Source organism: Bradyrhizobium sp. 179, assembly GCF_023073535.1.
Classification (GTDB): Bacteria; Pseudomonadota; Alphaproteobacteria; order Rhizobiales; family Xanthobacteraceae; genus Bradyrhizobium.
In genome coordinates this window covers 1-16,471 of the sequence record NZ_JADPJR010000048.1, presented here as the reverse complement: position 1 = coordinate 16,471, position 16,471 = coordinate 1, and the positions used below count along the sequence as shown (strand labels likewise).

22 protein-coding genes and 1 pseudogene are annotated in these 16,471 nt (G+C 61.6%); 7 read left to right on the top strand and 16 right to left on the bottom strand.

All coding sequences use genetic code 11. The features are described 5' to 3' along the window. Positions 1-7 precede the first annotated feature (7 nt). The 4 genes from IVB12_RS10730 to IVB12_RS10715 all read right to left on the bottom strand — a co-directional run bounded on the left by IVB12_RS10730 (position 8) and on the right by IVB12_RS10715 (position 3,863). On the bottom strand, positions 8-1,825 hold the full coding sequence (locus tag IVB12_RS10730; RefSeq protein WP_247298645.1) for an AAA family ATPase: 1,818 nt from the start codon (positions 1,823-1,825) through the stop codon (positions 8-10). A gap of 97 nt (positions 1,826-1,922) precedes the next feature. Beyond that, a complete protein-coding gene (locus IVB12_RS10725) occupies positions 1,923-2,471 on the bottom strand; it encodes a hypothetical protein (RefSeq protein WP_247298642.1) in 549 nt (182 codons plus the stop codon). A gap of 511 nt (positions 2,472-2,982) precedes the next feature. After that, positions 2,983-3,189, bottom strand: coding sequence for a hypothetical protein (locus IVB12_RS10720; RefSeq protein WP_247298639.1), 207 nt, complete (start codon positions 3,187-3,189; stop codon positions 2,983-2,985). 425 nt (positions 3,190-3,614) lie between these two features. Continuing rightward, on the bottom strand, positions 3,615-3,863 hold the full coding sequence (locus IVB12_RS10715; RefSeq protein WP_247298847.1) for a DUF3551 domain-containing protein: 249 nt from the start codon (positions 3,861-3,863) through the stop codon (positions 3,615-3,617). A 262-nt stretch (positions 3,864-4,125) separates the two neighbouring features. Here IVB12_RS10715 and IVB12_RS10710 point away from each other — a divergent pair, with 262 nt between their 5' ends. Together IVB12_RS10710 and IVB12_RS10705 are read left to right on the top strand one after the other, a co-directional pair. After that, entirely contained in the window at positions 4,126-4,848 is a 723-nt protein-coding gene (locus IVB12_RS10710) for an SOS response-associated peptidase family protein (RefSeq protein WP_247298636.1), read from the top strand. Positions 4,849-4,976: 128 nt separating this feature from the next. Then, a complete protein-coding gene (locus tag IVB12_RS10705; protein WP_247298633.1) occupies positions 4,977-5,246 on the top strand; it encodes a hypothetical protein in 270 nt (89 codons plus the stop codon). On the opposite strand, the gene IVB12_RS38160 is transcribed toward IVB12_RS10705, so the two are convergent. After that, entirely contained in the window at positions 5,243-5,368 is a 126-nt protein-coding gene (locus IVB12_RS38160) for a hypothetical protein (protein WP_256467106.1), read from the bottom strand. The genes IVB12_RS10705 and IVB12_RS38160 overlap by 4 nt on opposite strands. 245 nt (positions 5,369-5,613) lie before the next feature. Here IVB12_RS38160 and IVB12_RS10700 point away from each other — a divergent pair, with 245 nt between their 5' ends. Next, positions 5,614-5,979, top strand: a complete 366-nt coding sequence (locus IVB12_RS10700; protein WP_247298630.1) for a response regulator — start codon at positions 5,614-5,616, stop codon at positions 5,977-5,979. Positions 5,980-6,014: 35 nt separating this feature from the next. Here the strand turns inward: IVB12_RS10700 and IVB12_RS10695 are convergent, their stop codons facing one another. From IVB12_RS10695 to IVB12_RS10675, 6 genes and pseudogenes are all read right to left on the bottom strand, one after another. Further along, a complete protein-coding gene (locus IVB12_RS10695) occupies positions 6,015-6,311 on the bottom strand; it encodes a hypothetical protein (protein ID WP_247298628.1) in 297 nt (98 codons plus the stop codon). Between the two features lie 118 nt (positions 6,312-6,429). Further along, a pseudogene (locus tag IVB12_RS10690) lies at positions 6,430-6,878 on the bottom strand (low affinity iron permease family protein). Between the two features lie 44 nt (positions 6,879-6,922). Then, entirely contained in the window at positions 6,923-8,002 is a 1,080-nt protein-coding gene (locus IVB12_RS10685; RefSeq protein ID WP_247298625.1) for a glycosyltransferase family 4 protein, read from the bottom strand. Between the two features lie 10 nt (positions 8,003-8,012). Continuing rightward, positions 8,013-8,141 (bottom strand): hypothetical protein, encoded by a 129-nt coding sequence (locus tag IVB12_RS38155; RefSeq protein ID WP_256467105.1) that lies wholly within the window; start codon positions 8,139-8,141, stop codon positions 8,013-8,015. A gap of 422 nt (positions 8,142-8,563) precedes the next feature. Beyond that, complete coding sequence (locus tag IVB12_RS10680; protein ID WP_247298622.1) at positions 8,564-8,809, bottom strand: hypothetical protein; 246 nt, start codon at positions 8,807-8,809, stop codon at positions 8,564-8,566. A 24-nt stretch (positions 8,810-8,833) separates the two neighbouring features. Then, complete coding sequence (locus IVB12_RS10675) at positions 8,834-9,058, bottom strand: hypothetical protein (RefSeq protein WP_247298620.1); 225 nt, start codon at positions 9,056-9,058, stop codon at positions 8,834-8,836. On the opposite strand from IVB12_RS10675, the gene IVB12_RS10670 reads away from it, so the two are divergent. After that, entirely contained in the window at positions 9,057-9,593 is a 537-nt protein-coding gene (locus IVB12_RS10670) for a response regulator (RefSeq protein WP_247298617.1), read from the top strand. The two genes, IVB12_RS10675 and IVB12_RS10670, sit on opposite strands and share 2 nt — an antisense overlap. Before the next feature lie 797 nt (positions 9,594-10,390). On the opposite strand, the gene IVB12_RS10665 is transcribed toward IVB12_RS10670, so the two are convergent. The 5 genes from IVB12_RS10665 to IVB12_RS10645 form a co-directional block, all read right to left on the bottom strand. Then, the gene (locus IVB12_RS10665) at positions 10,391-10,579 is read right to left on the bottom strand and encodes a hypothetical protein (RefSeq protein ID WP_247298614.1); all 189 of its coding nucleotides are present in this window, start codon (positions 10,577-10,579) and stop codon (positions 10,391-10,393) included. Between the two features lie 163 nt (positions 10,580-10,742). Beyond that, positions 10,743-11,477 carry a hypothetical protein gene (locus tag IVB12_RS10660; RefSeq protein WP_247298611.1) on the bottom strand — a complete coding sequence of 245 codons (735 nt, stop codon included), beginning with the start codon at positions 11,475-11,477 and terminating at the stop codon, positions 10,743-10,745. Beyond that, positions 11,474-11,890: a phage holin family protein gene (locus IVB12_RS10655; RefSeq protein ID WP_247298609.1), complete on the bottom strand. Its 417-nt coding sequence runs from the start codon at positions 11,888-11,890 to the stop codon at positions 11,474-11,476. The genes IVB12_RS10660 and IVB12_RS10655 overlap by 4 nt, the downstream gene beginning before the upstream one ends. Beyond that, the gene (locus IVB12_RS10650; RefSeq protein WP_247298606.1) at positions 11,887-12,549 is read right to left on the bottom strand and encodes a hypothetical protein; all 663 of its coding nucleotides are present in this window, start codon (positions 12,547-12,549) and stop codon (positions 11,887-11,889) included. The genes IVB12_RS10655 and IVB12_RS10650 overlap by 4 nt, the downstream gene beginning before the upstream one ends. Positions 12,550-12,559: 10 nt before the next feature. Then, positions 12,560-13,522: a DUF3618 domain-containing protein gene (locus IVB12_RS10645; protein WP_247298603.1), complete on the bottom strand. Its 963-nt coding sequence runs from the start codon at positions 13,520-13,522 to the stop codon at positions 12,560-12,562. A 205-nt stretch (positions 13,523-13,727) separates the two neighbouring features. On the opposite strand from IVB12_RS10645, the gene IVB12_RS10640 reads away from it, so the two are divergent. The 3 genes from IVB12_RS10640 to IVB12_RS10630 all read left to right on the top strand — a co-directional run bounded on the left by IVB12_RS10640 (position 13,728) and on the right by IVB12_RS10630 (position 15,644). Further along, the gene (locus IVB12_RS10640; RefSeq protein WP_247298600.1) at positions 13,728-13,919 is read left to right on the top strand and encodes a hypothetical protein; all 192 of its coding nucleotides are present in this window, start codon (positions 13,728-13,730) and stop codon (positions 13,917-13,919) included. A gap of 445 nt (positions 13,920-14,364) precedes the next feature. Next, positions 14,365-14,955, top strand: coding sequence for an RNA ligase family protein (locus IVB12_RS10635; protein ID WP_247298597.1), 591 nt, complete (start codon positions 14,365-14,367; stop codon positions 14,953-14,955). A 485-nt stretch (positions 14,956-15,440) separates the two neighbouring features. Then, positions 15,441-15,644: a hypothetical protein gene (locus IVB12_RS10630; RefSeq protein ID WP_247298850.1), complete on the top strand. Its 204-nt coding sequence runs from the start codon at positions 15,441-15,443 to the stop codon at positions 15,642-15,644. Positions 15,645-16,471: the final 827 nt, after the last annotated feature.

The following is a 16,471-nucleotide window of genomic DNA, read 5'->3' as shown; positions in this document are numbered from 1 at the left end:
ACGACGATCACGCCACCCGCGCTCGTCTCGCCTCCGCTATCCCGGCCAGCTCCGACGAGACGAGCGCTACCAGCAAAACCCGCCGCGCGAAGGGGTCAAAATTGGACGCCGATGAGGGGTCAAAGTTGGAAGCCGATTGACAAGCTAGGTCGGCATCCTGCTCCAGACCCGCCAGGAAGAATGATAGAGCCAAGGTCATCTTGTCCCCGGCACTGAGGGTATTCTTGAAGCTCGGTTGCGTTTCCGGGGTACGGCTGCCGCCAACGTCAACGGGGGTGCCGTTGATGACGAGCTGATACGATGTGCTCGCGATACCGCCTGGATAACTGTGGGTGGTTTGCGCGATTCTGAATCCGGCGTTGAACAGGTCGAGAAGGTCGTTGATGCGGTTCTGGTAAGGCGCAACGACAGTTCTTGTATGTTCGTTGAGTTCAGCCCGGATCGCACCTCGTTCTTCATCAATGGCCGTCTTTTCTGCCACCAACCTGTTGTGTTCGTCGCACAGTGTCAAAATGGTCGGCGTATGGCGGGCCTTCACGGCCTCAAGGTGGCTTAAACGCCGCTTCGCCCCTTCAAGATCAGCCGTGCCAAGCTCCTGTTTCTTGGCGACGATCGCAGCGTTTGCCCGCGCGACTCTTGCATTAAGTTCGGCCAGATCTTCAAAAACCTTGCGATAGGATTCAACGGCAGCTTCGCAAGTGGGAGGAATGTCAACCACCTCCAAGGGAGCGCGCGCCTTACGATCAAGCAGGTCAAGCAGTGCTTGGCGAAGGTTTCGGACCGCGTCCTCAAATGCCGGCGGCAGCTTGAGGCTGTCCCACTCAAACGCAAGGTACTCCTTCCAGAATTCGCCGCCGGAACTGTTGCGCTCAGCCTTTGCGGCCTGGGTCGCGATGAAGCCTCCCCCGAAATCCGACGCAGTACGCTCTCGCAGAGCCGATACGTCCTTGTGCAGCCGAGCGTATTCGTCGCTGAAAACGGCGCGGAAAGCTTTTACAAGCGGTAGCCCGGCGATCCCCTGCCCGCAAAAAGGACAGTCATCATTGGCGAAATTCAAGCCGGTCGACACCCAGTTGCCGCCACCGTTCTTCATGTTGTGAGCGGCGAAGTGCTTTTCGATCATCCGCTCCGCATCATCGGCAATTCCATCAAGCGTTCGGCGCAGCGTTTCCTGTATTCCCGATGGCATCATATGAAGGTCGAACGTCGACAATTCCGGGCGCGCAAGGATCGTGTCGATCTGAGAGAGGGCTGCCACTTCGACTTCTTGCCTGTCAATTTCGGCGTCGATGTCCGCCTGAGCCTCCAGATTCAGGAATGTCTCAAGTGACATTCCCGTGCCGAGATGCGGCTGTAAGCTCCTTGTTGAAGCAGAAATCTCGGTGGTCCTGGCGCGACTGTCTGCGGCAAGCTCGGAGTCGCGTTCGGCCAGCCCGACCCCGGCGCTTCCTACGATGATCCGGTAGAGGTTCCGCTTCTGGGCAACATCAACGACTTCACCGGCGTGAACGTTCTCTGCGACAAAGAGGCCATCAAAGATGCCGAAGGAGGGCTTGGCTTCGCTCCAGCGCCCCCCATCGAACCGGATGACCCCCGTATCAAACAGAAGTTCGACCTTGCTGGCCTCCGTGGTCCCGAGCGATTTTCGGCCGATGAGTTGATCGGACTGCCCGGTGTGAAGGGAGCGCAGGACGGCACACAGCGTGCTTTTGCCAAACCCGTTGGCGCCCGAAATGAACGTATGCTTAAACAATTGCGGATTTGGAGAACCGGCGGAATTGCGAAACCGCCCGATATTCTTGATGGAAATAAACTTCGTCAGCATTCATGCCCCCTTGAATGCCCGTGACTCTAGGTTGTAGCCGGGCGTAAATAAAGCCGGGCTGTAACCTACTCAACAATTTCCTTGATGGGACGAAAGGCTAAGGCGCTGCAGATGGCGAGCGGCTGCGCTCAGAATCTGCTGAACCATGTTTACAGCGAGCTCGCCTCGTAAGCCCGTATTGCTGCAATCTCCTCCTCGACCAGCTTCTGAAATGCACGAAGGCGAGATAACATTGGTCGCGCTCCTTTTCGAGGAGGTCAGCCATCTCAGCCAGATCGAGCGGCTCATTGCCTCCGAACGTGTACCTGATGCTACCAGCCGCCCCCTCGGTTCTGCTAACCGTTCCTGTCAGTCCGATCATAAACCGGGACGAGAATCCATGGTTGTAGTTGTGTCGGAAATTATCTGACTCCTCGTTGAACGCTCTGCCTGCGATCAGTTCGACGCGGAGCTTAAAGCGGCGGTATTTCTTCCACCCTTTGCAATACGGTTCGATGTCGTTGAGGTAGAGGTTTTTTAGCGGGAAATTGTCTTCCCAGGTCGCTGGGCTCTTGGCTCGGTTTGCTTGGTGACAGAGGTGCCCTGCCGCATACGCAAAACGCGACTTGATTGCATAGGGGTGGCCAAGTGCGACTGTGCCCAGCATACCAATAAATTCATGCGCAACTTCAAGCTTCTCGTCGTCCGATAAAGGAGCTGTGACCGTGGCCCCCGCAGCCGGTGCACGTGATGGGCCAGGTCGTTGATGATGTTCGCGAGCTCCGATGCATACTCCTGCAACATCAGGCTGTACGCCAACCAGGCAACCGGCAACGGATCAGGAAGGGTCCACCAAGAGTAGGGCATGAAGCAACCGCCTACCGCGCTGGAATCCAGCTCTTGGCGAAATCGAGCGTAAAGCTCGGTGAGACGCTTCGAACGTTGAAACGTGAATTCATCTGGCATGGACTTGCATCCTGAAAATGGCGCGAGGTCGGGTTACGTTTGTACAGTCCTTCAGGACAGCGCCAAACGAATTTAAACGCTCTTTTTCCCGTGCAGATCGACATTAACGGCCAACTCGCCGCCCTGCTCAGGATTTCCGAGAGGGCGGCTGAACCCTAGAGTCTAGGGAAGCGTTGGTTGCAGGGACAGGATTTGCACCTATGACCTTCAGGCTATGCCCCTGACGAATCGTCGCGAAGCTGCCCTCGCTTGATCGGCTTTTGTTGGATTCTTTTAGCTGAGGTCTGTCGTAGCTCCTCGACGTCCAGATTCGGCAGGTGCTTGTAGTCGTATTTAACTTCGGCTTTCAGGACGGTCGTGTTTTGCTCGGCAGCCGCAATGATCGTGGCGAAAGTGATGCCGCACATTTGCATCAGCACGGCGTGCCGCTCGTCAAACTCTTGAGCGAACAGGGAGGGTAGGCTTGCTCGATTGTGAAGGCGCTAGTATTCGTCCGCCCTCTGGAGCGATGTAGCCTTGAACTGAAAGCAGGTTGCGACGCGCTCAGCCGTTCCCCGCCCTAATATTCCGCACCTGATCCATAATGGCCTCCGTCGCGTGGTCACCCGGAAGCTCTCGCCGAACCGGCCGTTCTGCCGCCGCGTCAGACGGCGCGCATCAGGTTTGCGGGATTGAGTGCAAGGATCTTGCACTTGCTTGCGCATGGAACTTTGATCAGTCGCAGTTTCGTTCAGCGTGAAATATCGCGGAGGGCAGAACGTTCGAAGGGCGGCAATGATCCGTGCCGCCGCGGTGTGATAAAACTGCAATTGTCGTCAAGCAACACTGGGGCGACGCAGCACCATCATCTGGCGCGGCCACTCTGGGAACGGGAATACGCTTGGGGCCAATACGGATTGTTCAAGCACATGGCGGGCAGTCCCGCCGCCGCTGCTTTACACTGATCCCAAGACGTAAATTTGCACTCGAAATATGTGCTGCCACCCCAGACCCACCTTTGCAAGCAAACCGGATACTTGGGATCGTAGGTTTGCGCTGTTGCAGGTACAATCGTCGACAATGCCGTACCGCCGAACAACAACCAACGTAGCATTTTGCGCATGGCCCGCCTCATTGCCAATCGACCATCTGAGAACCTAATAGGCGCACCAACGGGCAAGTCGGTCAAGTCAGGCCAGCTTGTGAATCGCCGGCAACGTCCCGCCAGAACAAGTGGACATCTCCCGACAACCTTCGTCCACGATCTAGCGAGCAGGCTCCGCTGCAGCAAGTGCGCCAAGGCCAATCGCCGGCCTGCCGCCACACTGCTACAGTTGGCGCAGCGCCCTCGCCAGGCCGCTGCGGAGACCTGACGAATGTGCAATTTGTACTCGATCACGACCAACCAAGCTGCCATCTCGGCGCTGTTCCGCGTCGTCAACCAGTACGTCGGCAACCTCGCCCCGATGCCCGGCGTGTTTCCGGATTACAAGGCGCTGATCATCCGGACCGGAGCCGACGGCCGGGAGCTCGCGCTTGCCCGCTGGGGTATGCCGTCGTCGTCGAAAGCGCTCATAGACGCGACGAAGAAGCGCACCGAGAAGCTACAGGCCAAGGGCAAGACGGTGGATTTCAAGGAATTGCTCCGGCTGGAGCCCGACGGCGGCACGACTAACATCCGGAACGTGAAGAGCAAACACTGGACGCGCTGGCTGGGGGCCGAGCACCGCTGCGTGGTGCCGTTCAACTCCTTCAGCGAGTTCAACAAGGCCGAAGGAGGAGACGTCTGGTTCGCGCTCGACGAGACCCGCCCGCTCGCTTGCTTCGCCGGAATCTGGACCGAGTGGACGTCCGTCCGGAAGGTCAAGGAAGGCGAGACGACCAACGACCTTTATGCGTCCCTGACGACCGAGGCGAATGCCGAGGTCTTCGCCATCCACCCGAAGGCCATGCCCGTGATCCTGACCACGCCCGAAGAGGTGGAGACCTGGATGACCGCGCCGGCGGAAGAAGCGCTGAAGCTTCAGCGGCCGCTGCCGGACGGGACGCTCCGGATCGTCGCCCGCGGCGTCAAGGAAGATCCCGCGCCGGCGACGTAGCGTTCTGCACAGGCGCTGCGGAACACGTGGACAAGCCTTTGCTCTGCCGATTGCGAATCCCTGCTGCGTGCTAACCGCCCGGAACGAAAGGCGGGACACAAGGATTCGTCCCGGCAGGAGCGATGTCGATGCTGATGATGAAGGAACAACGGCCGGCGATCCGGACACTGCGCGGCTGGGCGATCTTTGTGCTGCAGGAGGCCGGCGCCATCCGCGAATGCGACGAGCACGGGTGGATGCAGGAGCGGGCCGATCCGCACGCCCGCGAGCGGGCCAGCCACATCGCCCGCCTGAATCCGCCGGAAGGCATCTCTCCGGATGAAGCCGCCGCCGAAGTTCGCGATGTCCTGGAATCGATCGGGGACACCTGCCCCGAATGCCCGGAGCAAACGGACTAGACCAGCGGCTGCTCGGACGCGCCGTGGGTGCCGGGACGAATGCGGGCGATCTCGAGCCAAGCTTGCGCAATCTGGATCCAGCGCTGCCGCTCGAAGCCGTCCGCGCGCACGGCTTCCTTCATCGCCGCTTCCGCTTGCGACCGAGGATCGTAATCTCTGCCCATGACACGGAATATCGTAGCCGACCGCGGTTAACCGCAAGTGGCGTCCGGTCCGTAGGAATGCGGACCACGAGGCCGGTGCGCGCCGCCCATCGCCACTCCGGCGCGGCGCTCTCGCGATGCGGCTGTCCCCATCGCCCCCGGGAACGACCACCAGCTTGGGCCGTTCGACATTGCGTAGCAAATGCCATCGTGATGAGCGACCAGTGAGCGTGCTTCTCGTTGAGGACGATCCTCTCATCCGCGAATTCGTCGTCGAAGCCCTGCGCGACGCCGGCTATCACGTCATCCATGCGAGCACGGGCGAGGAGGCGCTGGCCTGGTGCAAGCGGCACGCGGCGGACGTTCTCGTCACGGACATCCGGCTGCCGGGGGACGTCGACGGATGGCAGATCGCGGAGCGTTGCCGCGAACACGACCCGGACTTGCCGGTCATCTACGCCACCGGCTTCTCCCCCACTACACCGCGCCCCGTGCCGGGCAGCCGCACCTTGAGGAAGCCCTTCCATCCGGACGAGATCGTGCGGATGGTGAAAGAGCTCGGCGGCGGAAATCGGACGTCACCGCACTAGCGGAATCCTCCGACGCCAACCGCCTCGCTTCAACGTCACTGCTGATCCGGCTTCTTGGCCGGCGGGCCGCTCTTGTTGCCAGGCAGCCCCTTGATGTTGGACGTGTCCTGCTGCTGCACCGTGGGATTCTGCTGGTTGAGTGTCGAGCCGGAGCCGACGGTCTCTCCCGCCTTTGCCGCCGGACCATTCTTGTTGCCCGCCTGGCCGGCTATGCCGGCACCCGAGTTCTGCGCACTCGGAGCGCCGGAGACGTCCGGCTTCGTGGTCTGGGCAAGTGCGACGGGGGCGGAAAGCGCCAGAGCAAAGACCAGCGCGCTCGCAATGGACCTCATGGTGAATCCTCCTCTGAAGCAATTCGGAAGCGCGGATTGCGGCTACCTTCGACTCGAGCTTCGCGTTGCCTCGCGCGTTCCTGCCGTGGCGGCGAGGCCGCTTCTTTGCGCTGGGCTATTAGCCGTCAGCATCGTTCTGGGATCTGAGTGGGCGGCGTCTGCCTGAGCTTCTTCTCTCCGCCCCCACCGCCTTGGCGCGCTCCTGGCAGCGGGTGCTGCAACTCCTCCAATTCGTCGGCCGAGAGATGCTCGATGCCGACGAAGGAATTTTGGACGCTACCGGTCCGGATGAGCTCGTCCAACTTGACCTGGATCGCAGCGCTGTCCCGGTTTTGGGAGTTCTGTATCGAAGACCATCAGAAAGGTCACGATGGTCGTGCCTGTGTTGATGACGAGCTGCCAAGTGTCCGAGAAGTGGAAGAGAGGTCCAGTGATTGCCCAAATCACAACTACCGCGCAGGCCAGAACAAAGGTCGATGCACGGCCGGCCGCCTCGGAGGCCTTGTTTGCGATGGACGCGAACCACCGCCGCGGGTGCCGCTCGCTTTTCCTGGTGGCGCATGCAATCCTCCTTCTATCGAGCCGTAGCCGGACGTGCTGAACAGCGCCGCTCACCGGGCGAGCGGAGACGCGGGCGTACCGAGGTGTTCGGCGGCGACCTGCGGGACGATACTGGCGAGCTTCTGGTAGTGCCGCACATATGCGCGTGCCATCCGTTCCGACGTGAAGCGTTCCTCGAACCGCTCTCGCACGGTTCGCCGGTCGATGCGGGCCAGGTTCTTCACGGCCCTGACCGCGTCCTCCTCGCTTTCGACGATGAAGCCCGTGACGCCTTCATCCATGACCTCCGGCACCGATCCGGCCCGATACGCGATCACCGGCGTGCCGCAGGCCATCGCCTCGATCATGACCAGGCCGAAGGGCTCAGGCCACTTGATCGGAAACAGCAGGGCCGCAGCGCCCGACAGAAACGGCTGCTTTCCGCGCTCGTCGACCTCGCCGACGAGCTGGACCTCGGCTCCATCGATCTGAGGCTCGATATTCTTCTTGAAATAGGCCGCCTCTCCTCCCGGGACCTTCGCCGCGATCCGCAAAGGCATCCCGGCGGCGCGGGCGATCCGGATGGCGTCCTCCGGTCCCTTCTCGGCCGTGAGCCGTCCGAGAAATGCCAGATAGGATCCCCGTTCGTATGACGGACGGAACTGGCCCGCCGGCAGACCGTGATAGACGGTGCCGCACCAATTCGCGCTTCGGATCGGGGTGCGCTGGTGATCGGAGATCGAGACGAAGCACGCGTCCGGAAATTCACGAAGCGCCTCGGGAATGCCGGGCAGATCCAGGCGTCCGTGCATGGTGGTGACGAACGGAATTCCACGGCTCGTCAGCACCGGCAGGTGCAGCCAATCGATATGCGAATGGATGACGTCGAACTCCCGGGCACGCCGGGAGATCGCCTCCAACAGAAGCGCAGCGGCCAGATTCGGGTCGACGCGGGGACGGCCCAGGCGCAGCGCGCGAGGCCAGACCGGATGAAGTTCTGCGCGCGTGGTGGAGTCCCCGCTCGCAAACAGGGTCACGTCATGGCCGAGCTCGACGAGCTCGTCCACGAGCCAGGCGACGACCCTTTCAGTGCCGCCATAGAGCTTCGGGGGAACGCTCTCCGCGAGCGGCGCGATCTGGGCGATTCGCATCGGAGCGGCCTCAGTCCGCCGCGGCGCTGCGCGACGTGAGGCACAACAGAGCCAGCGCGGCGCACACCATCGCCAGGAAGGTCCCGGCCGAGATTTCCACGGGTGCTCGCGAACGCCGGCGCGCGATGGCTGCTTTCATTGGCAACCTCAATCGATCGCCACCAACCGCCGCACCGGGGGAACGTTCCGCTGCTCCGCTCCGGGCAGGTGATCCCATGCCCGCCGCGTTGGACCAGCCAATGCGCACGCCGCCTCGGGGCATCGTTGCCGAAATCTCCCGGAACGACCACCCTCAGTCAGGCGGGGCCCTTGGCATGCGCCTGCGGGCCACTCCGATCGCCGAGCAGCTTGCCTGATGTCGTGTTGACCACATGAAGTGAGCCGCAGGCAGGGCAGCATACAGAGACGTGCATCTTCGCTGCCAAGGACGTCGAACGGTCGTGCACCTCGTGCTGCACGTTCATTTAAAGAGGGCCGGCTGCGTCATGCCCAGACTATGCGGCAGCAGGCGTCTCCGCGAAATTCCGGATGTTCACTTAGGGGCTACCTCGATCGACGGGTCTAACCGTCCTTGAGCGCGTTCTTGACCTCACGCGCGGGCCAGCTTTCGCCTTCAGGAACGACGCGCACCCTGCCCCCGCCGCCGATCAGCACATGCGAGGCGCGATCGTCTTCGGCCGGAGCGACGACGATGGCCGTCTCCGGCTTCCAGTTCAGCGTCAGATCGAGATCGCCCGGAAAGATCTGCCAGCGCGAGCCGTCGTCGAGCTCGACGATGTGACTCTCCGAATGCGCCCGGATCTTCATGGCGGCGGCTCGCCATTTCGGGCGCTACTTCTGAGGCGCCGGCGCCTGGGCGTTCGAGTTGTTCGGATTGGTCTGCTTGTTGGCCTCGTGATGGCCGATGGCGCAGCCGGCGGCAGCTCCGAGCTTGCCGTGTCCGGCCATGTGGCCCGCGACGCCGCCGACGATGGCGCCCTTGATGCAGCCCTTGGCTTCCGCCGGCGAAATGGAGGCGAGCGCAAGGACGCACGCCGCGGCCAGAATTGCTTTCATGATCGATCTCCGAACAGAAATGGTCCGGTGGATCAAGTCCCCGGACGGCCTGCCGTTCCCCCGGCGGCGGCCCTGCCGTACCGGCTACCACGTCAAGTTCGAGGGCCGTCAGCCGGCCAGCCCTGCGCGGGAGGCGGGGAACGGCCGGATTGGCGCAGCGTTGGCCGGAGAGCAGGTGCTGGAGGTTGGCATGGCCCGCGTAGTCCTCGTCGTCGACGACGAGCCGTCGGTACTCGATGTGACGACCCTGATGCTGGAGGATCTCGGGTGCGACGTGGTGTCTGCCGGCAGCGGCGGCGAAGCGCTGGCACTCCTGTCCGAAAACCGAGAGATCGAGGTCCTCATCACCGACCTCAACATGCCTGGAATGAACGGCTACGAACTGGCGGACAAGGCGGCGGATCTGCGGCCGGACCTCCTAATCCTGCTGTTGTCGGGGCGAGAGGGCGATGGCCACGGCCATCCAATCCTTTGCAAGCCTTTCCTAGAAGAGGATCTCGCGCGGACGATGAGGCAGACCACGGGGCTCTGCTAGAGCCGGACTCCCGCCGGACTACTTGGCGGGAGGCCCAATGGACTGTCGGCCCGCTTGCGGTGCAGCAGGTCGACGTCGCAAACCGCGCAGACGTGGTGTCGCCCGCGCGGCCGCACGTGCGTCATCCGTCCTTCAGCGCCGGCTCAGGCGGCATCGCGACCGCCAGGAGCCGAAACCGGCGAGAGGACCCCGCGACGGAACCGCCCGCTTTCCTCGCTGCCGCACTTCGGACATTTGAAGGCGATCTCGCGCTGCGCGGACATATCCTTCCCGGAGCTGACGGCCATCGGCCACGCGCCGCAACGAGGACAGTTCACCAGCAGGTCATTCGTTTCCAACATCGCGATGGCTCCTGAACCTGCGCCCACAGCCGCCAACGAGCCGACAGTGACGCCGTTCCTCGCAGGGCGCGCAGGACTGCCATCACCTCAGCCATCCCCGAGCTCCATCACATGCACTGGGGCGTCGAGATGGCCCGCAAGGGCGGCGTCTCTCCGCACCGGGTCCTGAACGCGATGGCTCTCCGGAGATCACGCGCTACCTGCCGGAGAAGCGGCGTCCGTTCGCCCGGGCGGCGCGGTGCAGCAGGCGCACGCGGTCTCGCTGGAGGGCCTCGCGGTCGCCGACAACGGCTGCAAACAAGGTAATGCCGCTGCGGAGGTCGGCGACTACCAAGCCCTAAGAGGAGTCTAACCGCGCTCTTTTAGAGAGGGCAGATCTATCCTTCGTGAGTAACAGGCCTCCAGTTGTGGAGGCCTCTCGTCAGGAAGTCGCGACGAGGGGTCTTCTGCTTGGATCTAATCTTTTTGTTTCTCTTCTGCGGTTTTTCCATCCGAGCTTTTAGAGCGTTCTTCGAAACGATCAGCGCCCCTAGCTAGATCGTCCCCCATCTTGCTCTCGTTTTTCGCTTCTTCCTTGGAAGCTGCTTCGCGCAAGCCCTGAGCGGCCCGTTCCCCCGCTTTTGATGATTTTCGTTCCTCACCCATCTGCGGCTCCTTGCTCTAAAGACAATCCCCGGAAACTTCCCAGCCCTCGCTTCGCCATCAATTCGCGAGCTGCCTAAAAGCCGGCATCAAAGCATTCCGCGGCGCATGTTCAACTCCTAACTCCACGGGCAGTAGCGCGTGAGAGGGCCCACCGGCCCCTCCCTCACAACTGCTTCTGCTTGCTCTTTTCCTTGGCAGCGTGAGCGGCATCAGTTCCCGCCTGCTTCATGCGATCGACCGCTTCTGCTCCGATGTCACTCGCTTCGGCTGCGATCGTATCAGCAGCTTCGCGCAGCGCTTTCGATACAGCGGTACCGCGTCTGCTCAGGTCATTCTTCACTTCGTCGCTGACCCCGCCGATGTAGTCGTCTTCAGTCTGGGTCGTTCTGAACGCGCCTGCGAGAGCAGCACCGATCGCCAAACCGATCGCGCCGATGACCAGCGGCTGGCGCTCCATCAGGTCGCCGAGCGACGACTGCACTTTCGTTAAGGTATCTCCCCCTGGCAGAGGATTGCCCATCTTAGCAAACTGTTCGCGGGCGTAAGCAACGCCCTCGTCAAACCGGTCGCGTACTCCGTCTACTGCTTCAGACATCGACTCGGTTGGCGTTTGCGCTGCCTCGCGTGAATTCCCGGCCACGCCCCCTTCATGATCCATCTCAGGTGCGGTCGGCGGCGCCGCGGTCCGCTGCAATCCCGAGGCTGCGGCCCTCAAATTGCTGGCGCCGCTATCGACCACACCGGATGCGACGTTGGCGGCGGATTGCGCAGCGCCCTTCAGTTTCTCGTCGCCGACAAGCAGCCAGAGTGCTCCGCCTCCGATAAGCGCCGCGGAAAGCGGGTTCTCTCTAGCGGCAGCGAGTAGACTGTCAAAAAAACCGGTTTGCGCACTGCTCATCGCACCATTCCCTTCACGGTATCTTTGTCCTTTTCGAGCTGGCGGATTGTTTCCCGCGGCGTGAGGGTGCGTGCGTCCAACCGCTTCATGCCGACGGCAAACAGAGTGCCCGATATGGCGGCGGCGACGATCGCCGATGTCAGGTAAGCCAATGCTGGTGACCAACCGGCACTTATCAACGCTGATGACAACGCGAACAGCGCCATCACGATGGCGGGGATGACCAGAACCGCGCCACCGACCAGAAGTCCCAACGCTCCGCCGAGCTTTTGCACCTTTTCGGCAAGTTCGGCCTTCGCCAGATCGACCTCATTCTGAAAAAGCTTCGCGACCTGAGCCATAGCGTCGCCGACGAGGCCCGAGACGTTGTAAAGATCGCTTTTCCCGGTTTCGATGTCGCGCTTGATGCTCATGATGCACCGCCCCCGCCCGAAGTAGGATTCTGCCGCTGTCCCGTGGTGTATCCAGCAGAGGCTTGCGAACCGAAGCCGCCTGCATACGCCGTGCGGGCTCCGGAGCCGCCGGCTTTCTCGCCTGTCCCCGAGTTCGACTGCGGCGAGCTCGACGACCCGCCAGACGCCTTCAGGAACCGCACAGCCGCGAAGCCCGCCAAGACAGATAAGCCGAGAAATGCCGCCGGTTGCCGCTTCGCAAAATCGGTCGCACCATCGACGAGTTCCCGGAAGCTGCCATCGCGGACCTTCGCAGCTGCTTCTTCCACATAGTCCGCCGCTGAATTGATTCCCCGTGCGGCGAATGGCACGTCAGTTTCGAATGCGCCGGCAGCCTGGCGGAAGTTACCCGCCAAGCGCTCGATGAAATCGGCACCGGTCTGTTGCTGCTCCCGGGCCCGTTCCTGAACTTGGTCGACGGTGCCGCTCGCTACATTCTTGGCTGCATCGGCGGCTTCGCCGAACTTGTCCCGAGCCATGTCCGCCGATGCCTGCAGGGCCTCCCCTGCTCGCTGCTTCATCTCGGCCCCTGCGTCGCTGATCTGGTCCTTCAGACCCGTGGAGGAGCTGCTCTTGCCTTTGTTGAAGTTGGTCGGTTTGACCACATCTGAATCGCTCATGCTTTGCCTCTCAAGTGCTCGATTTTGGGGAAGGGCTGAATGCTGCGTCAACAACCTCGGCGGCCGCTTCCTTGAGGTTGTCCGCCAGGTTACGGGTCATTCGACTTGCATGCCGCCCAAGGTCAGCGTCACTCACGCTTCTTGTCGCGGCATCGGCCGCAGACAACGTGGCATCCTTTGCTGCCTCGAATCCCGACTGAGCGGCCTCGCCTGCAGCGCGCTTTAGGCTGTCGCTCGCCGGCCCTGCGGCCCGGTCTTCGAACTTCGTTTGGGGAAGGGCGGCCGCGATAATGGCGCCAATGGCGATACCGAGTCCTCCGATCAGCGCGGCGTTGTCACTGATGATCTGACGTGCCTGTTCCGGAGCGGCGGAGGCCGAATCCTTGATGGAGTCCATCCCGTCCGTGATCTTGTCACCGATCGTCCCTGCGGTCTCCGTCGCTCGGGTCTTGAGGTCTTGGGCGGCTGTCTTGGCCGAATTTATCGCATCGTTGACTGCGCCAGCGGCACGTCCTTGGGACTCGGAGATTTTCGCCTGCGCCCCACTTCTCACTTCCTGAACTCTGTCGGCAGTCTGGTCGATGACCCGACCGGCACCATCCATCACGGGCGATATCGCTCCAGCAGCCCGGTCGCGCACTGTCTTGGAGGTAAGAGCGAGGCCTGCAGCAATCATGAGCAGCGGCAGAGGCACGCCTTTTGCCAGTCGCAGCAGCGGCACAGCTATGGCGGTACCGGCAGCGACCGCGCGCATCGGGTTATCCATCGCCTGCTGTTTAAGCCCCTCGACCCAGCCTTGGGCCTTGTCGCTCACGTAGCCCGACATTTCCGATTTAACGTGTTGAGGCGAGACCATGTGACCCAGATCCCGCGTCGTGTCCGATATCCCCTGCTTGAGACGTTCCACCGTAGCCGCCAATTCCGCCCGGTTACGTTCGGACTCCCGTCGTAGCTCCTCCACCGATCGCGTCATCTCACCCTCTTGTCTTCTTGGATTGTGCTTCGAGGACGAACTCCCCCTTTATTGGATGGTTCCTAGTAGCCTTTGAGCACCTTCCGCCGCTTCGCCGCGCGCCGACGCGGCCGGTGCGTTCTCCCGCCGGCTGCCGCAGAACCGACTGCGGGGCGGTCTCAACGGCCGCGCTGGTGCTTCTTCAGCAAGTCGTTGAAGGCCTCAATTGCGAGAGCCACCAGAGTGGTGTCTTTCTCTGCTCGCGGGCGGCGAGGGCCTGCGCGCGCTGCCGCTGGAGATGCGCAAGACCAATTTGCGCGGCCGGCACGGCCACGCGGGCGCCGACGTCAGGCCGGATTTCGCGAGCGGCAGGCCGCCGCAACTCGCGATCTCGAGTCCGCTTGAAGCAGCCAAGTGAGGCGGATCGTTTAACGCCGCCGCCCTTCGTCTCTCGTGAGTGCTGCTAGTCTATCCAACTGGGTGGCTAAGCCGGCGAAGCTCCTCGCGATGTTCTTCAAAAGGGACATTCGAGCCGCGGAAATACCCGGTACTCTGGAAAGTGCTTTGTAATGCTCTGCTGCTTCTTGGCAGGCTGCGGGGGTAATCATTTTCCGGCTCCGTGGCCAAAAACAACCAAAGGTGAGAATGGCTGCCATACTATCGCGGGCCGCGGAGACTCCCAAATCACGGCAGCGGCAACGGGGCAGTAGCCCACAAAAAAGCGGCCTCAGCAGCTGGGCGCAGCCGAGGCCGCTAGGGTCTGCTCCGGAGCTCTTGGGCACACCGGAGCAGAGACCCCAATTGCCGAAATTGCCACTTGTTCCCGACTCGTAAAAAGCTCCGAACTTCCTTATCTTTCGCCCATGCGTATGGCGTACGAGCTCTGCCTGGCGACCGCCGGCAAGCAGGTCCCGTCAGCGCCCGACTGGCTCCATGAAGTAAAGCACGATGGCTACCGAATGCTGGTCATTCGGGAGGACAAGCGCGTGCGTCTGCTGTCTCGCAATGGGACCGACTGGACCAAGCGCTATCCCTGGATCGCTGAGGCCGCGCTGAAGAACCAGGAGACGCACTTCGTCGTCGATGGTGAAGCCGTGATCCTAGGCGTCGACGGCATCTCTGATTTCAACGGCCTGCACTCTCGCAAGCACGATAATGAAGTCCAGCTCTATGCTTTTGACGTGCTGGCTCTTGGTGGCGACGACCTGCGCGATTTGCCGCTGCACCTGCGGAAGACAAAACTGGAGAGGCTACTGGCGCGACGACCGGACGGCATCACCGTGGCTCCTTTCGAGCGCGGCGAGATCGGACCTGACTTGTACCGCGCGGCGTGCCGTATGGGCCTTGAGGGCTTGGTTTCGAAGCACCGCGAGCGGCCGTATCGTGGCGGCCGGCAGAAGCACTGGATCAAGGTGAAGAACCGGACGCACCCAGCAATGGGAAGGGAGCTATGAACTCCCTCTGATCGGGATAAGCCCGCAGAACTCGCACGGTCGAATTTAATCTGGTTGCATATCATTTGAGACGCCGCCTCTACGTGTTGAGGGCGACGATATTCAGCGGCGCGCCGCGTACGTGGTGGTGCGTCGGGCGGCCCTGGTGCGTCCGCAGGCCAGCCCCCGGATGCCCGGGGTCGTTCCTAGCAAAATGTCATGGGATTCACATTTGATGGTGCGGGAACATCGACCGCAATTGACCATCCCTTCACCGGGGCTGGCGCCTTTCATCCCGAATTTTATTATAACCCGGTAGGGCCGCTGTTCCAGAGCAGCGGCCCTTGCTTTTGACCCCGCTAGCCGTGACCCCCACCCGAGGGGCGGGGTACTGTCCGTATTTAACCCCTAGTGTCCCAAGTGGGGAGTGTCCTAGTTTCACTCACGGAACCGAATTTTGGCAACGTCGTTTTGGAGTCATCTTCAATGTTCATGGGAGGCGCGCCGTGACCGAGCGTCGCCGCAGAATAAAGCAGACCCGCTCCCTTGAAGAACGGATGGCCGAACAGGCCGCCAAGCTCAAGGAGCGTGCCAGCCAATTACCCGCAGGTAGAGAACGCGAGGGATTGTTGAAGCGAGCCAGGATTGCAGAGACCGGTGCCCATCTTAGCAACTGGATTAATTCCCCCGGCTTGCAGCCACCCAAATAACCTTCTGTGCTAGGCTCCAAAAGGCGCTAAAATCACAGACAAGGAACCGCCAAAGAAGCCCGCCGCCAGCGAGAAGCTGCCTCCGGACGAGGAAATGCGTCAGATGGTTCGCGAGGACATCGAGGAGCAGCGGAAGCTAATCGAAAAGCTCCACCGCAAGATGAATCGAGGCCGCCTCAGTGGGCGGCCTCTCCCATTATGTCCCATCATGGCTTTGACTCTGGCCCGTCTGAGGAAGGCGCGGCAAGCTCAACCATCAGCTCAAGCCATGCCTTCAACGCGGCATGGCTCTTTCCCGACATCCCCTTGGAATTTCGAGTGCGACCGTTCCCTCAGGAATTGGAAGGGTTGCGCGAGGGGCGTTACCTTTTCAGGCGTCTACGATCCATCGCTGCCTTGATCTCGAATGCGGCGATGATCGCCGCGCACACCGTTATGCCGCCAGTTGCCAGTATGAGGATCATTTCGACCATACTAGACTAACACTGAGGCGGGGCGCTTAATCCAGCCCGCCACCGTGAACCATGACAGGCCATAGAGGCGGCCTTACTTCTTGGCGCGGGCAGGGATACCGACTTTCTTGACCTTGCGTGCCACTATCAGATGATCCTCAGAAGGTAATTCAGCACAATCGTTGGCTGCACGTTGTTGTGCGCGCCGCCCCCAGTGTTGTTGGAGGTTGCGGAACCGCTCATCGAGCCGCTAACAGAAACGCCAATGTTCTGGTTTGTCAATCGGCGTTCGACTGGGACCCCCTATCGGCATCCAAAAGGGACCCCTTTGATCGGCGTGCTCTGCTGGGAGCGCTCGGGTCGTCGGAGCTGGTC

Bases quoted from the DNA above. Each gene is read 5' to 3' on its own strand.
- IVB12_RS10680 (WP_247298622.1), bottom strand. From the start codon at position 8,809: ATGAAGATCCGGGCGCATTCGGAGAGTCACATCGTCGAGCTCGACGAC.
- IVB12_RS10715 (WP_247298847.1), bottom strand. From the start codon at position 3,863: ATGCTACGTTGGTTGTTGTTCGGCGGTACGGCATTGTCGACGATTGTA.
- IVB12_RS10675 (WP_247298620.1), bottom strand. From the start codon at position 9,058: ATGAAAGCAATTCTGGCCGCGGCGTGCGTCCTTGCGCTCGCCTCCATT.
- IVB12_RS10705 (WP_247298633.1), top strand. From the start codon at position 4,977: ATGCTGATGATGAAGGAACAACGGCCGGCGATCCGGACACTGCGCGGC.
- IVB12_RS10695 (WP_247298628.1), bottom strand. From the start codon at position 6,311: ATGAGGTCCATTGCGAGCGCGCTGGTCTTTGCTCTGGCGCTTTCCGCC.
- IVB12_RS38155 (WP_256467105.1), bottom strand. From the start codon at position 8,141: ATGAAAGCAGCCATCGCGCGCCGGCGTTCGCGAGCACCCGTGGAAATC.
- IVB12_RS10665 (WP_247298614.1), bottom strand. From the start codon at position 10,579: ATGGGTGAGGAACGAAAATCATCAAAAGCGGGGGAACGGGCCGCTCAG.
- IVB12_RS10670 (WP_247298617.1), top strand. From the start codon at position 9,057: ATGATCGATCTCCGAACAGAAATGGTCCGGTGGATCAAGTCCCCGGAC.
- IVB12_RS38160 (WP_256467106.1), bottom strand. From the start codon at position 5,368: ATGAAGGAAGCCGTGCGCGCGGACGGCTTCGAGCGGCAGCGCTGGATC.
- IVB12_RS10710 (WP_247298636.1), top strand. From the start codon at position 4,126: ATGTGCAATTTGTACTCGATCACGACCAACCAAGCTGCCATCTCGGCG.
- IVB12_RS10730 (WP_247298645.1), bottom strand. From the start codon at position 1,825: ATGCTGACGAAGTTTATTTCCATCAAGAATATCGGGCGGTTTCGCAAT.
- IVB12_RS10645 (WP_247298603.1), bottom strand. From the start codon at position 13,522: ATGACGCGATCGGTGGAGGAGCTACGACGGGAGTCCGAACGTAACCGG.
- IVB12_RS10650 (WP_247298606.1), bottom strand. From the start codon at position 12,549: ATGAGCGATTCAGATGTGGTCAAACCGACCAACTTCAACAAAGGCAAG.
- IVB12_RS10725 (WP_247298642.1), bottom strand. From the start codon at position 2,471: ATGCTGGGCACAGTCGCACTTGGCCACCCCTATGCAATCAAGTCGCGT.
- IVB12_RS10685 (WP_247298625.1), bottom strand. From the start codon at position 8,002: ATGCGAATCGCCCAGATCGCGCCGCTCGCGGAGAGCGTTCCCCCGAAG.
- IVB12_RS10660 (WP_247298611.1), bottom strand. From the start codon at position 11,477: ATGAGCAGTGCGCAAACCGGTTTTTTTGACAGTCTACTCGCTGCCGCT.
- IVB12_RS10635 (WP_247298597.1), top strand. From the start codon at position 14,365: ATGCGTATGGCGTACGAGCTCTGCCTGGCGACCGCCGGCAAGCAGGTC.
- IVB12_RS10655 (WP_247298609.1), bottom strand. From the start codon at position 11,890: ATGAGCATCAAGCGCGACATCGAAACCGGGAAAAGCGATCTTTACAAC.